The sequence below is a fragment of the Alicyclobacillus sp. CIJ1 genome, from assembly GCF_057538885.1.
In genome coordinates this window covers 48555-65292 of sequence record NZ_BAAJPH010000134.1, presented here as the reverse complement: position 1 = coordinate 65292, position 16738 = coordinate 48555, and the positions used below count along the sequence as shown (strand labels likewise).

General features: G+C 64.3%; 13 protein-coding genes and 1 riboswitch. Of the genes, 5 read left to right on the top strand and 8 right to left on the bottom strand.

The features are described from left to right. Positions 1 to 9 precede the first annotated feature (9 nt). Together AC27E8_RS12050 and AC27E8_RS12045 are read right to left on the bottom strand one after the other, a co-directional pair. Positions 10 to 1452, bottom strand: a complete 1443-nt coding sequence (locus AC27E8_RS12050) for a hypothetical protein (protein WP_487098992.1) — start codon at positions 1450 to 1452, stop codon at positions 10 to 12. Continuing rightward, a complete protein-coding gene (locus AC27E8_RS12045) occupies positions 1439 to 3058 on the bottom strand; it encodes a DUF4855 domain-containing protein (RefSeq protein WP_487098991.1) in 1620 nt (539 codons plus the stop codon). Before AC27E8_RS12045 ends, AC27E8_RS12050 begins: the two co-directional genes overlap by 14 nt. Before the next feature lie 219 nt (positions 3059 to 3277). Further along, a riboswitch (cyclic di-GMP riboswitch) is annotated at positions 3278 to 3361 on the top strand. 257 nt (positions 3362 to 3618) lie between these two features. Here AC27E8_RS12045 and AC27E8_RS12040 point away from each other — a divergent pair. Further along, the gene (locus AC27E8_RS12040) at positions 3619 to 4062 is read left to right on the top strand and encodes a hypothetical protein (protein WP_487098990.1); all 444 of its coding nucleotides are present in this window, start codon (positions 3619 to 3621) and stop codon (positions 4060 to 4062) included. Positions 4063 to 4164: 102 nt separating this feature from the next. Here AC27E8_RS12040 and rpoN read toward each other — a convergent pair whose 3' ends face one another. From rpoN to AC27E8_RS12025, 3 genes are all read right to left on the bottom strand, one after another. Next, a complete protein-coding gene (gene rpoN / locus AC27E8_RS12035; protein WP_487099042.1) occupies positions 4165 to 5430 on the bottom strand; it encodes an RNA polymerase factor sigma-54 in 1266 nt (421 codons plus the stop codon). After that, positions 5430 to 6818, bottom strand: coding sequence for an amino acid permease (locus AC27E8_RS12030; protein WP_487098989.1), 1389 nt, complete (start codon positions 6816 to 6818; stop codon positions 5430 to 5432). Before AC27E8_RS12030 ends, rpoN begins: the two co-directional genes overlap by 1 nt. Before the next feature lie 262 nt (positions 6819 to 7080). Continuing rightward, positions 7081 to 8544, bottom strand: coding sequence for a sigma-54 interaction domain-containing protein (locus AC27E8_RS12025; RefSeq protein ID WP_487098988.1), 1464 nt, complete (start codon positions 8542 to 8544; stop codon positions 7081 to 7083). Between the two features lie 262 nt (positions 8545 to 8806). Here AC27E8_RS12025 and pruA point away from each other — a divergent pair, with 262 nt between their 5' ends. From pruA to rocF, 3 genes are read left to right on the top strand one after another with little or no spacing between them, the layout of a single operon-like run. Continuing rightward, positions 8807 to 10357, top strand: a complete 1551-nt coding sequence (pruA, locus tag AC27E8_RS12020; protein WP_487098987.1) for an L-glutamate gamma-semialdehyde dehydrogenase — start codon at positions 8807 to 8809, stop codon at positions 10355 to 10357. Between the two features lie 44 nt (positions 10358 to 10401). Beyond that, positions 10402 to 11613 (top strand): ornithine--oxo-acid transaminase, encoded by a 1212-nt coding sequence (locus AC27E8_RS12015; RefSeq protein WP_487098986.1) that lies wholly within the window; start codon positions 10402 to 10404, stop codon positions 11611 to 11613. 15 nt (positions 11614 to 11628) lie between these two features. Beyond that, a complete protein-coding gene (gene rocF, locus AC27E8_RS12010) occupies positions 11629 to 12525 on the top strand; it encodes an arginase (protein WP_487098985.1) in 897 nt (298 codons plus the stop codon). A gap of 68 nt (positions 12526 to 12593) precedes the next feature. Here rocF and AC27E8_RS12005 read toward each other — a convergent pair whose 3' ends face one another. From AC27E8_RS12005 to AC27E8_RS11995, 3 genes are all read right to left on the bottom strand, one after another. Continuing rightward, positions 12594 to 12875 carry a hypothetical protein gene (locus AC27E8_RS12005; RefSeq protein WP_487098984.1) on the bottom strand — a complete coding sequence of 94 codons (282 nt, stop codon included), beginning with the start codon at positions 12873 to 12875 and terminating at the stop codon, positions 12594 to 12596. Positions 12876 to 13009: 134 nt separating this feature from the next. Further along, positions 13010 to 14065, bottom strand: a complete 1056-nt coding sequence (locus AC27E8_RS12000; protein WP_487098983.1) for a glycoside hydrolase family 130 protein — start codon at positions 14063 to 14065, stop codon at positions 13010 to 13012. Between the two features lie 28 nt (positions 14066 to 14093). Beyond that, entirely contained in the window at positions 14094 to 15530 is a 1437-nt protein-coding gene (locus tag AC27E8_RS11995; RefSeq protein WP_487098982.1) for a transglutaminase-like domain-containing protein, read from the bottom strand. Positions 15531 to 15797: 267 nt separating this feature from the next. On the opposite strand from AC27E8_RS11995, the gene AC27E8_RS11990 reads away from it, so the two are divergent. Next, positions 15798 to 16736, top strand: coding sequence for a hypothetical protein (locus AC27E8_RS11990; protein WP_487098981.1), 939 nt, complete (start codon positions 15798 to 15800; stop codon positions 16734 to 16736). Positions 16737 to 16738 lie beyond the last annotated feature (2 nt).

Here is a 16738-nt window from a genome sequence, read left to right as displayed (position 1 = left end):
CCTCCATTCTCATTGCTGCACATGCAGGGAAGCGACCGACGACGTGATGGGTGGAGGCAAGTTGGGCGATGCGATGTTCACGCGCTGGACTGACGGCCCCGACACGCCAGGGCTCACGTCCAATGCCCCGAGCGCCACCGTCCCGCCCAAGGATGGCATCATCTGGTTCCGGGTGATCATGAGCCCATCCGGAGGAATGGTCACGATGAGCCTGCCTTGCTTGGGGACGGACACGTCCCGCGTATCCAGAGACGGCGCCGAAATCCACGCGCCTCCCGGCTTCGTCTGGTACGACAGACCGCCGAGCGCGGAGAGCGTGGCAAACCCGTACCCGCTCGGGACGGAGGGCAGGGTCAGAAACCAATGCTGGCCGCTCTGCGTCACCACAAGCTCATTGAAAAATTGGTAGGTCGCCGAGATGGCTGCCTGCGCGTCAGCCGTGGACGCAAACAGCGGCTGACCACCCCCGGATTGGAGCGTGGCTTGATATTCATCGGCCGGCGGATACCACAGCCGCCAGGTGTTTGCAGCCGTTTCGACATCACCTTGCAGACATTCGTGCAAATTCGACGCCAGCGTGTCCAATTCCTGCGCTGTCATGTTCGAAGCTGGATCCCAGTTTTCTGGAACGAGCCCGATGGCGCTTGCCCACGCCGTAGGCGATCCCCCGGGCTGATACGCCGCATCCTGCATCGAAATGCCAAGGGCATTCCACAGAATTTGCGCGGCCTCACCCCAGGTGATGGGCTGAAATGCCCCAGACGATGTCGGCGAAGGCGGTTGGTACCAGCCCTCGCGAATCGCGGCCTGCACCACGCCCCAGGCAGGGGACGCCGCCGACAGATCCGTGTAGGCGCTCGATCCGGCCGGCGCCGAGGGCAGGCCGAGATCGGACGCAAACGCAGCCAGCACGTTCCAGACCGCCACCTCGTTGTTCGGCAAGGGCTGCGGCACGGCCGACGTGTCAAGGTCCAACTGGTTCCCATTGAGCGTCGTCTGGATGCCCAGCCGCGCGAGGATCTCTTCCGCATTGGAGAGCGGGAGGAACACCTCAGGCGACGATGCACCAGGCGGTGTGGCGATGGCCGTGGGAACGCGCTCGACCACTTGGCCGTCGATCACGACCTCAGCTCCTCCCTTGCCTGCGGGACCCGGCGCGTCGTTGACGGGCACGGACACCGGCGCCGAGATGACGAACTGGCCCTTTGACCACGAGGCGGAGAAACCGATCTGGTTCAATACCTGCATCAAGTCCCACAGGGCGATATCCGTCTGAGTGCCTTGGAGGAGTGTCGGGACGGACAGGGTCGAAGTGCCAACCGACACGCGGATGGACGAGAAACTGGCCTGCCCCTTGGCCAACGCGGTCGCGGCCGCGGCCTGAACCGGCCAGGGAAGACAAAGCGCGCCCGCACACAAGGGCGCGGCGAACCAGGCATTATGAACCGCCACGAATGGCCACCCCCGCAATAAAGCTCGCCGTCGTGTCGTACGCGACCCGGGCCTGTCCCGTGGATTTCGCCGAGGTCAAGAGAAGCTTTGATCCGTCGTAGTACGCGTGCGACGCCTGATTGGTTCCGAAACCATACGCGGACAGCTGCGCCAGCGAGCTGTCGTAAAGCGCCTGGTCCTGCTGGCTGATGCCCGTGAGCTCCACCTCGACCCCCATGCCGTACTGGGCCGCGGTCTGTGCGGCATTCACCATGCGGGCGAGATACGCTTGCGAACCCTGCTCGACGAAATTCGGCTGAATCCATGCGGCGGAGAAGCCGAGGCTCTTCCAGTCGGGGATACCCGCTGCCCCGTAGAACGGGATCCAAAACAGAGGGAGATGATGCGCAGCAGCCAGCTGCGAGGCAAACGCCACGTACGCCGCTTCGCCCGGCATGGTTTCGCGGAACTGCTCCTCGTTCCAGTACAGGCCGACGAGCTGCAAATTGCTGAATCCCGCGCGGTTCCAGTCGTCGAGCAACTGCTGCAAGTACCACGTTTCGGCGGTTTCGCGGGCCGCGAGGGCGTCGGGATCGGCCGGGGAACCGGCGAAGGTCACGGTGGACCCGCCGATGGTGCCGAAGGTGGTCTGGCCGTAGGCGAAGTAGGGCAACGAGAGTACAACGCGCTCCTTGTAACCGGGACGGTGCAGCACCTGATTGACGTAACCCACAGCCTCGTTGAGCGCAGAAAGCTGTTTACCAGGCGAGAACAGGTCTTGAAGATACGCGGAAAGTCCCACCTGCGTTGTCGGCACGGAACCGTAGGGAAGGAAGAGTATCGTGTCGAATAAAGGCGCCGTGATCTGACCACTGTCATTCACGTAGGCAAGCATCGGCACGAAGTCCTGCTCGCTCCACGTCCCAAGCAAGCCGTTGGCGCCCGTCTCGACCAGCAACATGTTGCGGATCCCGTACGCGTTCGGCGCCGTAGGCAGAAGGGGCCCAAGCGGCTTGTCCGGATTGGAAGCAACCGGTGTCAGCGTGCTGGCAGGCGCCCCATTGACGTTCAAGAAGCCCTTGACGTCAAAACCGTCCAGGAAGACCCACACGTCGACAGGGACGATGATTCGGACCGCTGACGCTTCCACGCCGGTTTGCGACGACCACGTAAAGGTCTGCGCCATCACATTGCGCGTGCTCAATGGATATGCGGAAGCTTCGCGCCCGGCGCTATACCATTTGCCGTTCGACTCGAACTGAAACTCGACGTAGCGCGGAAAGTAGATGCCCAGAGGAAAATCCTGAAGTGCTCGGACCGACACGGAGACGACGTCCGCGGCCTTCGGCAGCGCGAGGGTGATCACGCGCTTGCCCTGGTGGCTGAAACCTCGCCACGTGTCGAACGAGGTGACGTCCCCTGGATACTTGGCCTCTTCGGCCGCGAACACCGGATCCGGCACACCGTCGATGGACACCGAAACTTGGCCCAGTCCGGTCAGGTCCTGCGGAGCACCGGCCGGCGCGGTCTGCGCGTGCAGCTGCACCTGCGAGGCGGCCATGGCGGCGACCACCGCACTCGCGCTTCGAGCGATGGCTCCGCGGAAGCTGAACGCCAATGTGAACACACCCTTCTCTCCTGGTGATCGGACCTCATCGACAACCAGCGACATGGATACGGTTCGATCGTCAAGACGATTTTTTAAGGGCAGATCGGAAACATTTCTCATTGGATTCGGGGTGTCACCAGCCGGGCAGGGGTGAAACCATGCGACGACCAGGTTCGAGGCGATTGACGTTGCCCCACTCCCGGGGGTATACTCAGCATAGAATAGTGTACATTCGGCACGACGGTGGACGCGAAGATCTCAGGTCGTCATCTGGGCACATAAGGCCTGAGGGAGCGAGTTGTGCAACCGGCCACCCGCGGTTAGCGCGTGGGTGGCCTTTGCTTTTCTCCAACTTCGTGGTCATCTGGCGCGGCCCCATGTAGGGGTAAAGGGGAAAGCCAAAGAAAAATGGCCGGATGGCGTGAAAAACGGCCGGGATGCGTGATGTCCCGGTCGTTTTTCCGTCTTCAGCGGTCCCAGCAAACCACGGCGTACGCCGAAGAAAGTTGACAGTCACGGATGAGACGTGTAAGATCGCATACAAACGTATACAAAAGAATTCGAAAGGTCGTGATCGCATGCGACATGCACATCCCCATCATCATCGCGGGCGGGAAGTTCACGGCGGCCATCTTCGCGGGCATGGAGAACACCTGGGGCTCGGCCGACCTGCCGGCCCGCAGACGTTCCGCCGTGGGCGCGCACTGCAGTTTCTCGAGTTCTTGAATGTTCGCCGAGCGACGCTTCTGCGCCAACTGGATCAGCCGGAATTCGCGGATCTAAGGCCGACGCTCCTCGGCGAATTGAAGGCGGTCGAGAGCGTGCGCGATGAATTCGTCGCGATGTTCGACCTGTGGCCGGACGCTGAGGCGGTGGCCGAACGCACCGAATCAAGCTCAGTCCCTGCAGATGGCCCGCTGAACGCGTGGCATTCGACTGCGAACGACGCTGGGCCACGCCCCAATGGCGAGGCGGAGGCTGGCGAGGAAGGCGGCGATGGCACCGTGCAGGACGGTGCATGAAGTTCCGCTGGGTTATTGCGGCAAGCACGGGCTCTCGTCCAGCGGCGCGCGAATCGAACGCACCGCACCGCATTTCCAGTGGGCGGCAGCAGAACATCAAGCTCAGCGCCTGCGCTGAAAGGAGTTTGGGATGCGGAGCGCCTCGCGGTATTTCGCGATGGCGCGGCGCGAGAGCCTGCAGCCCTCGGAAGCCAGAAGATTCGCAATCGCCTGGTCGGACAAAGGGCTCGCCTTGTCCTCCGCCCGCACAATTTCCGCGAGGCGCGCTTTCGCCGCCTCCTGCGACCACCCCGGGGCCACCTCCACCGAAAATAGGCGCTCCATCGGAATCAGACCTTGGGGAGAACCGAGGATCTTGTCCTTAACGGCGCGGCTCACAGTCGACTCGTGCACGCCGAGCTCGTCGGCGATGTCGGCCAAGCGGAGGGGGCGGATGGCCACGGGCCCTCGCTCGAGATAAGCTTGCTGGCGCCTCACGAGCGCCTCCGCCACCATCTGGAGCGTCAAGCGTCTGCGCTCAATGGCGCGTGTGAGCCAGGCCGCGCGCTTGAGCCGCGCCGAGACAAACCGACGCGCCTCTTCCTCTCCGCGCTGCATCAATCGCCGATATTCCGCGCGAAGTTCCAAGCGCGGCGCGGCCCACTCCGTCACTTCGACAATCCACTCGCCCTCCGCCTTTCGCACGACGACGTCCGGCATCAACGGGGCGACGGGATCGTTCGAGGCGGCGACGGCTGGCGCGGGCGTCAGGCGGCGGATGCGGCGCACGGCCTCCTCCACCTGTTCCAAGGACACCGACAGGCTCGACGCAATGTCGTCCAAGCGACCTTCCGCGACGTCGCTCAGATGGCAGCGGATGATGGAAGCCATGAGCGACTTCAGGGGCTCCCGCTCATGGCGCAGTTGCAGGAGGAGACAGGATGTCAGATCTTCGGCGCCGATGCCGGGCGGATCGCACGACTGGAGCGCGGCGAGCGCCTCGCGCGCTTGGGCTGGCGAGGCGCCGAGGCGCCGGGCGATCACGTCGATGGGCTCGGCGAGGTAGCCGCGCTCGTCGAGATCGTCCGCCAGATAGAGCGCGATGCGCAGCACCGGGGCCGGGAGGTCCATGAGGCGGAGCTCCTGCTTCAGCCGCTCCTCAAGCGGTTCGCGGCTCGCGACGCGCGCCAAGGGATCGACGTCCTCGGCGCGCGAGACGATGGCTGGCCGTGGTCGCTCATAACGAAACCACGGCTCTTCCTCCGCGAATCGCTCCAGTTCGTCGGCGAGATCGGCAGACGAGAGCGCCAAGATGCGCAGCGAAAGCCGCATCTCCGCCGTGAGCCTGAGTTCCTGTTTCATGGAGAGCTCGAGACCGAGCGATTGCATCACGACTTCGCCATCCTCGGCTTGTAGATGAAGTAGTAGCCTAGGAGCACCAACAGGATGATGGGAACGCCGGCGTAAATGGCGACCCGCTGGCCCGGGATAAAAAGCAGGCTGACCGCGATGGCAAGGTTCAGCACGACGCCAAGAATCGGCACCACCGGGTAACCGGGCGTGCGGTACGCGAGTTTCGACACGTCGCCGCCCTCGCGCACGTACTTGCGCCGGAAGCCGATCTGCGAGGCGCAAATGATGGCCCACGACAGCACGGCGATGAGCCCTATGCCGGAGACAATCCACAGGTACAGCGTATTCGGCGAGACGTCGTACAACCACAGGGACAGCGTGCCGACGACGAGCGTCACGATGACCGACCACACGGGCACCTTCTGCTTCGAGAGATACGTCAAAAACCGCGGCGCCATGCCGTCCAGCGCCATGGACCAGAGCAGCCGCGACGAGGCGTACGTCCAGGACGATCCGGCCGACAGCGCCGACGTGATGACGATGAGGTCCATGATGAGGTGCGCGTACGGGATTCCTGCCACTTGGAAGATGGTCGCAAACGGGCTGTCGTTCACGCCCGCCTTCTGCCAGGGAATGATGCCGACGAGGACGATCATCGAGATGACGTAGAAGAGCAGAATGCGCACGCTCGTGGTCCGCACAGCGCGCGGAACTGACCTGGCCGGGTCCCTGCTCTCCCCCGCCGCAATGCCGATGAGCTCTGTGCCGCTGTACGCGAAGCTCACGGGCACGAGCGCGAGGAACACCGCGCCGAGCCCATGCGGAAAGAGCCCGCCCTGCCCGGTGTAGTTGCGCAGACCAATCGCCGGGTGACCCGTCAGCCCAAACAGCGCCAGCACGCCCGCGATACACGCCGCGATGATGCCGATGACCTTGATGCTCGCAAACCAGAACTCGCTCTCGCCGTACACCCCGACCCGCGTGAGGTTCAGCGCCAGGTAGATGGCGGCGAAAATCGCATACCAGACCACGTCCGGCACGTGCGGCAGATACTGATGAATGATGATGTCCGCGGCAATCCACTCGCCGCCGATGGTAAACGCGCCGTTTAGCCAGTACAGCCAAGCGCTCAAAAAGCCAATCGATGGACTGATAAACTCCTGCGCGTACGTCTTGAACGATCCCGCCACCGGCATGGCCGTCGCCAGTTCGCCGAGGCACATCATGACGATGGCCACAATGACGCCGCCGAGCACGTACGCCAGCACGGCACCGCCCGGCCCGGCCTGGTTCACCGTGTAGCCGGAGCTCAGAAACAGCCCCGTCCCGATGACCCCGCCGATGGAAATCATGAACATGTGGCGCGCCTGCATCCCGCGGCGCAACTTCGATTCCTTTTCCAGAATGTCGTCCAATTGCTTCATGCGCGACGTCGTCTCTCCTCATCTGGCTCGCGACAACGCTTACACGTGCGGCCGCGGCGTGTTTGACTCCCGTAGTTTAGCAAATCTTGTGCCAAGCGCGCGACGGAGCGCAGCATCGGACGCGCCCGCGTCCTGCATCGCGCGGAGCCACACCCACGCTGAAGCAGGGTGCAATGGCGCTTGGCGGTGCCCATCATCTTTGCACGTAAAACAAGCGCTTGCTTCGATGCAAGCAGCCCATCCAAGCCTGCATGCCTATACATCAGGCGCGGTATCGCGCTGGATCGACCCCCACCTCTCGCAGCCAGTACTGCAGGTTCTGCCGAGACATGCCGAGCCTTCGGGCCGCCTCCGAGACATTCCCGCGCGTCTCTTCGAGCGCCGACTGCAACACGGTCCGAGCGTAATCGCGGACGAGTTGGCGAAACGATGGGCGATCTCGGCCGATCTCATCCGCAGCGCCTTCAGGCGCAGGCTCGTGCACCACCTCGGCGCGCGCGTCACGCCCACGCTGTTCCCCGTCTCCCTGCATCTCGTCGAGCGCCTGTTCCAGCCTGCGACGCACGTGCCCTGGCAGATGCTGAAACCCGATCTTCGCCTCATCCTCCATGAGGTTCATGGCGCCCTCAATCACGTGCTCCAGCTCGCGGACGTTGCCGGGCCAGTCGTACGCCAGGAACGCGTCCATCAGCCTCGGCTCGCAACCCTCCACCCGGAGCCCAAATGCGCCGTTGAGCCGGCGGATGAAGTGAGCCACGAGCGGCGGAATGTCTTCGCGGCGGGATCGCAGTGGAGGCACGGTGAGCGTCACGACGCTCAGGCGATAGAACAAATCGGCCCGCAGCCGGCCCTCGCGGATGGCGTGGCCTGGCTCTTCGTTCATTGTGGCGAGGATGCGCACGTCCACGGGGCGATCCTTCAGGTCCCCCACGCGGCGCACCACGCGCTCCTGGAGCACGCGCAGCAACTTGGCCTGAAGGGACGCCGACATGGCGTTCAGCTCGTCCAAAAGAAGCGTGCCCCCGTTCGCCTGCTCGATGAGCCCCGGCCGATCCACCGCGCCCGTGAACGCCCCGCGCGCCGTGCCAAACAAGATGCCCTCGACGAGCGTGTCCGGAATGGCAGCGAGGTTCTGCGACACAAACGGCCCGTCCCTCCTCGGGCTGGCCGCGTGAATGCCCTGCGCCAGAAGCTCCTTGCCCGTGCCCGTCTCCCCGACAATGAGCACCGAGGAGTCCGTGCGCGCGGCGCGCCGCGCCTGTTCGAGCACCTCGCGCATCGCAGCGCTCTCCGCGATGATGGACGCGAACGTGTAGCGCACGCCCGCCTGTCCAAAGGCCGTGCTCCTCAACTGTTCGACGCTCGTCACATCCCGGGCGATCTCGACCGCACCCAGTATCCGCCCCTCCGCATAGACGGGGAACGTCCGATTCACCGTGGTGATGGCCTGCCCCCGCCGGTTAAAGTAGGTCTGGCGCACGTCGTCGCGCCGCACGCCTCGCCGTACCGCGTCGAGCAGCGTGCTCCCCGCGGTGTCCGGAAACGAGAACACGTCGTCAATCCGACGGCCCAGCACGTCCTCCCGCGCCATCGCCTCGATGTCCGCCATCTTCCGGTTGTAAAACACCGTGACGCCCGCCGCGTCCACCACGTGCACGCCCTCGTCCAGCGCGTCGAGCGCCGCTTCCAACAAGGTGCGTCGAGCCTCCGCATCTTGCGCGCGCATTCCTCGCCTCCTCTCCGCATGTTCCAGCCTCGCTTGCATCAATATACAAAGAGCCATGTCGCGCCTGCCCGGATCGGCATGCAAGCATAGTTTGCAGTCCGAGTCCGAAAAGCGCAAGGCCCTTTTTGTGCCTGTCGCTTCGGATGCGACACCTGCCTGACCCTGCGCTGGCCATTTGGCACAAAGTTTGCTTCGATAGTACTCGTAGAGCCTGCGCGGACCCTGGCCCTACGTATCACACGATTTCGAAGGAGGCCATACGATGATTCCGTATCGCCCAGAGCCTTTGACGTACTTCCACAACCCGGCCAACCAGGAGGCGTTCGCCGCAGCCCTCGCCAAGGTCGAACGAGAGCTCGGCCGGACGTATCCCCTCATTATCGGCGGCAAGCGCATCGATACCGGCCGCTACATCGAGTCCATCAACCCGTCCAAGAAGGCGGAGGTCATCGGCCGCGTCGCCATGGCCGGCAAGGACGAGATTGAGCAGGCGCTCGAGGCCGCTTGGGACGCCTACCGGACCTGGTCGCGCATGCCGGTCATCGAGCGCGCCGCGCTCCTCTTCAAGACCGCGGCTATCATCCGCCGGAGAAAGCACGAGTTTTCCGCGTGGATGCTGCTCGAAGCTGGCAAGAGCCGCGCGGAGGCCGACGCGGACACCGCCGAGGCCATCGACTTTCTCGAATACTACGGGCGCCAGATGATCGATCTCGCCCGCCGGGCGGACGATCTCCTCACACCCATCTCGGGCGAGGACAACCACATCGAGTACATCCCGCTCGGCGTGGGCGCCATCATCCCGCCGTGGAACTTCCCGCTCGCCATCGTGACGGGCATGACCGTGTCGGCCGTCGTCGCGGGCAACACCGTCCTCTTGAAGCCCGCCATCCAGACGCCCGTCATCGCCTACAAGCTGATGGAGGCGCTCGAAGAGGCCGGCATGCCGCCGGGCGTGGTCAACTTTGTCCCTGGCGATCCGGCCGAAATCGGCGACTTCATGGTCGGCCACAAGGATGTGCGGTTCATTTCCTTCACCGGCTCGAAGCAGGTCGGCCTGCACCTGAATGAGCTCGCCGCCAAGCGCATCCCCGGCCAGCGCTGGATCAAGCGGTTCATCGCCGAGATGGGCGGCAAGGACGCTATCGTCGTGGACGAGGGCTACGACGTCCAGGCGGCCGCGCAGATTATCGCCCAGTCCGCCTTCGGCTTCTCCGGCCAGAAGTGCTCGGCGTGCTCGCGCGTCATCGCGCACGAGTCGCTCTACGATGAACTCGTCGATCGCGTCGCCGAGATCGCGAAGGCGTTCAAGGTGGGCGACGTGCGGGACGCGAGCGTCGGCACGGGGCCGGTGATCGACCAGAAGGCGTTTGAGAAGGTGACCACCTACATCGAGATTGGGCGCGGCGAAGGGCGGCTCGTCGCGGGCGGCACGGCGTCCAACGAGACCGGCTTCTTCATCCAGCCGACGGTATTCGCGGACGTGAAGCCGGACGCGCGTATCATGCAGGAGGAGATCTTCGGCCCAGTGGTGGCATTCACGAAGGTGAAGTCGTTCGAAGAGGCCATCGACGTGGCCAACGGCACGGAATTTGGCCTCACCGGTTCTGTCCTGTCGACGAATCGCGAGCACCTGGCCTACGCGCGCCATCACTTCCACGTCGGCAACCTGTACTTCAACCGCAAGTGCACAGGCGCCGTCGTCGGCGTCCACCCGTTCGGCGGGTTCAACATGTCCGGCACCGACTCAAAGGCCGGCGGCCCGGACTACCTGCTCCTCTTCACGCAGATGAAGAGCGTATCGGAGCTTCTGTAACGGAATTCGGCGGGCGGTTTCGCCCGCCTGTTGAGGTGAATCGCATGGCGACACAGTTGACGAGTCGCGAAGCGCTGCGGCTCGAAGAGCAATATGGCGCAAAAAACTACCACCCGCTTCCCGTGGTGCTCGTCAAGGGAGAAGGCGTGTGGGTGTGGGACGCGGAGGGCAACCGCTACCTTGACATGCTGAGCGCGTATTCGGCCCTCAACCAGGGTCACCGCCATCCGCGCATCATCCAGGCGCTCAAGGATCAGGCGGACGCCATCACGCTCACCTCGCGCGCGTTTTACAACGACAAGCTCGGCCAGCTGTACGAGCGCATCGCGAAGCTCACGCACAAGGACATGGTGCTGCCGATGAACACGGGCGCCGAGGCGGTGGAGACGGCCATCAAGGCGGTCAGGCGGTACGCGTACGACGTCAAGGGCGTGCCGAACGACCAGGCCGAGATCATCGTCGCCGAACACAACTTTCACGGGCGGACCACGACCATCATCTCGTTCTCGAGCGATCCGGAATACCGGCGCGGCTTCGGCCCCCTCACCCCCGGCTTCCGCATCATTCCCTACGGGGACATCGAGGCGCTGAAGAGGGCCATCACGGAGAACACCGCGGCGTTCCTCGTCGAGCCCATCCAGGGCGAGGCGGGCATCATCGTGCCGCCTGCAGGCTATCTGCGAGAGGCGTACGAAGTGTGCCGTCAGCACGGGGTGCTGTTTGTGGCAGATGAGATTCAGACGGGCCTCGGCCGCACCGGCCAGATGTTCGCGTGCGACTGGGAGGGCGTCGTGCCGGACGTGTACATCCTCGGCAAGGCGCTCGGCGGCGGCGTGTTCCCCGTGTCCGCCGTGGCGGCGAACCGGGACATTCTCGGGGTGTTCGAACCCGGATCGCACGGGTCGACGTTCGGCGGTAATCCGCTCGGCGCGGCGGTGGCCATCGCGGCGCTCGACGTGATCGTCGAGGAGAAGCTGCCGGAGAAATCGCGCGCGCTGGGCGAGAAGTTCCTCGGATGGCTCCGCGAACTCAAGCACCCCGCCATCAAAGAAGTGCGCGGCAAGGGGCTGTTCATCGGCATGGAACTCCACGAGAAGGCGCGGCCGTACTGCGAACGGCTGAAAGAGGCGGGGCTTTTGTGCAAAGAGACGCACGAAAACACCATTCGCTTCGCACCGCCGCTCGTCATCACGGAAGACGACCTGGCGTGGGCGTTTGAGCAGATCCGGAGCGTATTCGCGGGAGAGGCGCGCTAGAAAGCAGGGAGAGGCATGAAGGACATTCACATCATCGGCGTCCCGTCCGACTACGGCCAGAACCGACGCGGAGTGGACATGGGCCCGAGCGCCATCCGCTACGCGGGGCTGAAAGAGAAGCTGGAGCGACTCGGCTATGAGGTGTCCGATCTCGGCGACGTGCCGGTGCCGACGCCGGAGACGAGGCGGATTGAGCATCAGAAGCTGAAGTACCTGCGCGAGGTGGTCTCCGTCTGCGAGGCGCTCTGCGAGAAGGTGGAAGGCGTGCTGAAGGGCGGTCACACGCCCGTCATTCTGGGCGGCGATCACTCCATCGCCATCGGCAGCCTGGCGGGCATCGCGCGCGCGGGGCAGCCGTTTGGCGTCATTTGGTTTGACGCGCACGGCGACATGAACACGGACGAGACGACGCCCTCGGGCAACATCCACGGGATGCCGCTCGCCGCGAGCCTCGGCCTCGGCCACGAAGCGCTCACCGGCATCGGGGGGATTCGCCCGAAAGTGAAGCCGGAAAACGTGGTGCTCGTCGGCGCGCGGTCCATCGATCCTGAGGAGCGGGAGCTCATTCGCCAATCCGGCATTCACGTGTTCACCATGCAAGACGTGGATCGCCGAGGCATGGACGCGGTCATGCAGGAGGCCATCCGCATTGCGTCGGACGGCACGCGCGGCATTCACCTGAGTCTCGATCTCGACGCCCTCGACCCCATGTTCGCCCCAGGCGTCGGCACGCCGGTCAACGGCGGCTTTACCTACCGCGAGGGCCATCTCGCCATGGAGCTCTTGGCCGCGAGCGGCAAGCTGCTCTCGGTCGACGTCGTCGAGGTGAACCCCATTTTGGATCACCGGAACCAGACGGGCCGCATGGCCGTGGAACTCCTGGAATCGCTGTTTGGCAAGCGCGTGATGTGAAAGAAAACAGGGGGCGCCGTAGTTCGGCAGCCCCCCTGTTTTGCGTCGCCTGCGAAGCGACCAAGACCTCAGCCTCTCGTCTCCACGTAGCGGACGTCGCCCAGGCCAGCCACGTCCTTCTGCACCTCAATGCGGCCCCTATCGTTCTCGCCGAGGACAATCCAGCGGCACTCGGGCAGCTCGCGCAGCGGGCGATCGGCGAGATCGCCGAGATCGCGAAGTTGAAATAGCTCGCGCACCTGCTCGGCCACCTCGCCGAGGGTCGCCTCCGGATGTTGGCGAAGCCAGCGGCGGGTTTTGCGCGCGAGGTCCTTGCCGGATCGCGTCAGATACAAGATTTCCTGGTCCAAACTGCATTCCACCACCTATCGCTTGTTAAAGATCAATATACAAGAAAAAGACGGCCACGACATCAAAAATTCTCTAAAAAAGCGATGGCTGCGCGAGACATGGGGCTGCGCGACAAGCGGGCGCGCCTAGGTCCTCACGCGAGCGTATCCAGAATGTCGCGCAGGGAAAGGTCCGCGCCCGCGAGCGACTCGTCGGCGACCCCGTAATACATGTGCACGACGTCGCCCTCGACCCATGCCCCGCAGGAGAACACGACGCCGCGGAAGAAGCCCGCCTGCTCGTACGGCGCTTCGGGCTTGAGAATGGGCTCGGCCGATCGCGCCAGGACGCGCGACGGATCACCGAGGTCCACGAGGCAAGCGCCCATGGCGTACTCGTTCTTCGCGTTGGCACCGTGGTACAGGATGAGCCAGCCCTTGTCCGTGCGGATGGGCACGGCGCCTCCGCCGACGCGCAGGCTGTCCCAGCTGTCCTTGCGGGGTGCGAGCAGAAAGCGGTGGTTGCCCCAGGCGCGAAGATTGGGGGATTCGGCAAGCCAGATGTCGAGTTCGCCGAGGCCGCGCGGCGCAGGGCGATGGAGCAAGTAGTAGTGAGAGCCGACGCGCTCGGGAAACAGCACGGCGTCCTTGTTCTCCGGCGGCAGGATGAGGCCGAGGCGCCAGACGTGGTGAAAATCCCGCGTGGCGGCGAGGCCGACTGCGACGCCGTGATCGGACACGGCGGTGTAGGTGATGTAGTACACGCCGGCGATCTCGGCCACCCGCGGATCCTCGACGCCAAACGCCTCATAGGGCGTCTCGGGGGCGAGAAACGGCTTCTCGTCCACGGTGAAATGGCGGCCGTCGCGGCTTCGCGCGAGGCGCAGGTGAGACATGGACGTGAGCCACACCGTTTCGCCGGTGTCTTTGCGGCGCACCGCGCGCGGATCGGAGAAGTCGTAGTGCGGATCCGAACGTTTGAACCAGTGGACCTCGACGGTTCGGTGCGCGGGATTGTACACAGGCACGCCCACGGCGTCCTCGTCCGCGCTCGCCTGCTCCGCGACGCGCAGCACGAGCACGGTCTCGTCGCCCACGCGAGCGACACCTGCATTGAAGGCGCCAATGACGCGCATATCGGGGTGCGAAGGTGGCACGTCCTTCGGGGTGATGAGCGGGTTTTCGGCATATCGATGCACGTTCACAAACATCCTCTCCTCGTCTGCTGCAAAGTTCGGGTTACCAATCGGCGATCTGGCCGCCGCGGTGGGTTTGATCAAACACGCTCGGAGGCGGATCGAAGTCGTGGTGCGTGACGGAAGAGGGCGGCGCGATGCCTTGATCGCTCGTGTACACGGCGTCAAACGTTGGATCGAAGACCACCCACCGCTGCCCGTCCCAGGCCTCGTCCCACTGATGGGGACCCCATCCAAGTTGCCCCAGGCCCTGCCCCTGCACGACCAGCGCCGGGATCCCGAGCGCGCGCAGGAGTCCCGCCGCGACGCCCGAGATGTCCTGGCACACGCCTTCGTGAAGGGATAGCGTGGTGGTCATCTGCTGCCACGGAACCTGACCGTGCAGGTAAGCCGGCCAATTGTACCAGATGTGCAGCGACGCCCAGTCCGAAATGGCCTGAATCTCTGCGTCCACCTGCTGCGGCGAGAGCGCCCGTGCGCCTGGGCTCGTGTGCGCGATGGAAGCCGCAAGTTCTGCTACCTGCGGCGACTCGTTGTGGTTCACAAACCAACTCTGAAGGAGCCCGAGGCTCTGAAGCGAGAGATTGGGCGCCGCGGACTCGATGGCGCGGCTGTAGGCCAAGGGGCGCAGCTGGAGCGTCGACGCGTTGAGAACTTCATCCACCTCGACGCCCAGAAGTCCCGTGAAAGGCAGGCGGATGGTGGCGTCGAGCGCGCCATGGATCATGCGGGCGCTGTAGCGATGCACTTCGTCCGCGCGCGCAAGCGAGCGAACCGTAATCATCGCCTCGCCCGAAAACCCATCCTGAGCCTTCAGGCGAAGAGGGAGAACCGGTGTAAGCGGATTGTAAAGCGCCGAAGAGGTGACGCCTGCTTCCCCGTAGAACCACGGCTCGGGCCACAGATCTCCCTGCACTTGGTACGCGGATGAGGCGACGCCCCAGGATGGGAGCGACACCTGTGGGGCGGGATCGATCACAGCCAGCTGCGAGCCTTGCCAGCGCGTCTGGACGTGAAAGGCGGCCAACAGCTGCTGCAGCGCATCCACATCCACGTAGACTTGACCGCTTTTGGCGATGGCATGCGCGTCGATGGGCCCCGCGTACGTCACCTCGTCGCCGTGAGCGGGCTGCCAATACCAGATGAAAAGCGGGCCCGAAGATGGGGGCGCCTGCGCAGGAGACGGGAGATCTCCCACCACCCATCCGCTCGACGTGAAGGCCTGAGGAACGTGCATGAGGTTGAACCAGGCGACGCAGGCGGAAAGCGGCGCATACACGCGCCCACCCTCCTGCCACCACGCAACCGACACCTGCCCCACGCCTGGGACGACGAATGCGCCCGCCGAACTCGAGGAAGGAGGGGCGGCATGGATGGATGCAGAGACACTTGGAAGCGCGGCGAAATACGCGGAAACAGCCGCGGCAATCGGCAGCGCGCCAAGCTTACCGAACGTTGCGAGAGCGCGAGGGCGAAACAAACGGCGAGCACCTCCGGATGCTTCGATAAGATGGGGCTGGATTCGAACGCAGGACACACATGCTGGAACAATACGCCGCGCATCGACCAAATCCTGCGAACGCTGTCGGGCGCCGTCGACATTTCTCGGGAAATAGCGAATGGTGGCGAAGCGCGGCACGGACAGGAAAATGGGGGGTGGCGTCGAAGAGATTTAGGGAGAGATACCATTCGCGTGGCCAGGGAGCCGACCCGCGTCGGCGCTTCCAACCTCGAGGAGGATCACGACATGCCGAAATCCAGAACCTACGGATACGCGTTGCTTTCAGTGGCGGCAGCCCTGTTCCTGGCGACGGGATGCGGAGGCGGATCGTCAGGCGGAAGCCCACCGCCTCTGAACAACACGACGAACGCGACCAACGTGACCCAAGAGCCGCAGAACAACACCACAAATGTCTCGAACTCGACGGGCAGCGGCTCGACGACCAATGCGGCGGAAAACAGCACGTCGATGCAAAACACGAGCAACTCGTCGCAGGGCGGATCGCAGCCGGCCGACGCCAGCGCGTTCCCGACCATTGTGCAGCAGGCCATGACGAGCCTCGGCGAGAACGGATTCCAAGGGGCGGATGCGCCGACCTACGTGCCGCAGCCGGCGGGAGGGGGATCGACGTCGTACAACGCCCACAATACACAGCCGAGCGCGCACGGGCCTCAGTTCCTCGTGGGCTATCACGTGGATCTGTTGACGGGCGGGCAGCCGTACGCGTCATATGAAGTGGACCACTTTGTCTCGACGAGCCAGGCGGCGTCGAGCATTTCCTCGTTCGCGAGCGCTGTCCACGGCGGCGCCATGCCCTCGGGCGGCACAGGTATCGTGCTGCCGAACAACCACTCGGCCCAAATGGCCACCGTGGGCAACTCCACCGTCGTGTATTGGTCGGACAACGGATGGAACTTCCAGGTGGTGAACGAGAACACGTCGGTGCCGCCGACGCCGATTGTGGACAAGCTCGTGAGCGCGCTCTCAAGCACGTCCCTTCCCGCGACGGACGGCGTTGGCCGCGTGATTGTGGACAACCAAAACCCGTCTGGCATGAATGTCACGGTGACGGTCATCTGGAGCCAGAACGGGAACGTGTACGAGGTCCAGACCACCAACAGCGCGGCGTCGCCCATCCAGTCCGCGCTGCAGATGGCGGGATCGATGCGGTCCTACTGGTCGTGAGA

Coding starts and splice junctions, on each gene's coding strand:
- AC27E8_RS12040 (WP_487098990.1), top strand. CDS start 3,619: ATGCGACATGCACATCCCCATCATCATCGCGGGCGGGAAGTTCACGGC.
- rpoN (WP_487099042.1), bottom strand. CDS start 5,430: ATGCAATCGCTCGGTCTCGAGCTCTCCATGAAACAGGAACTCAGGCTC.
- AC27E8_RS12030 (WP_487098989.1), bottom strand. CDS start 6,818: ATGAAGCAATTGGACGACATTCTGGAAAAGGAATCGAAGTTGCGCCGC.
- AC27E8_RS12025 (WP_487098988.1), bottom strand. CDS start 8,544: ATGCGCGCGCAAGATGCGGAGGCTCGACGCACCTTGTTGGAAGCGGCG.
- pruA (WP_487098987.1), top strand. CDS start 8,807: ATGATTCCGTATCGCCCAGAGCCTTTGACGTACTTCCACAACCCGGCC.
- AC27E8_RS12015 (WP_487098986.1), top strand. CDS start 10,402: ATGGCGACACAGTTGACGAGTCGCGAAGCGCTGCGGCTCGAAGAGCAA.
- rocF (WP_487098985.1), top strand. CDS start 11,629: ATGAAGGACATTCACATCATCGGCGTCCCGTCCGACTACGGCCAGAAC.
- AC27E8_RS12000 (WP_487098983.1), bottom strand. CDS start 14,065: ATGTTTGTGAACGTGCATCGATATGCCGAAAACCCGCTCATCACCCCG.
- AC27E8_RS11990 (WP_487098981.1), top strand. CDS start 15,798: ATGCCGAAATCCAGAACCTACGGATACGCGTTGCTTTCAGTGGCGGCA.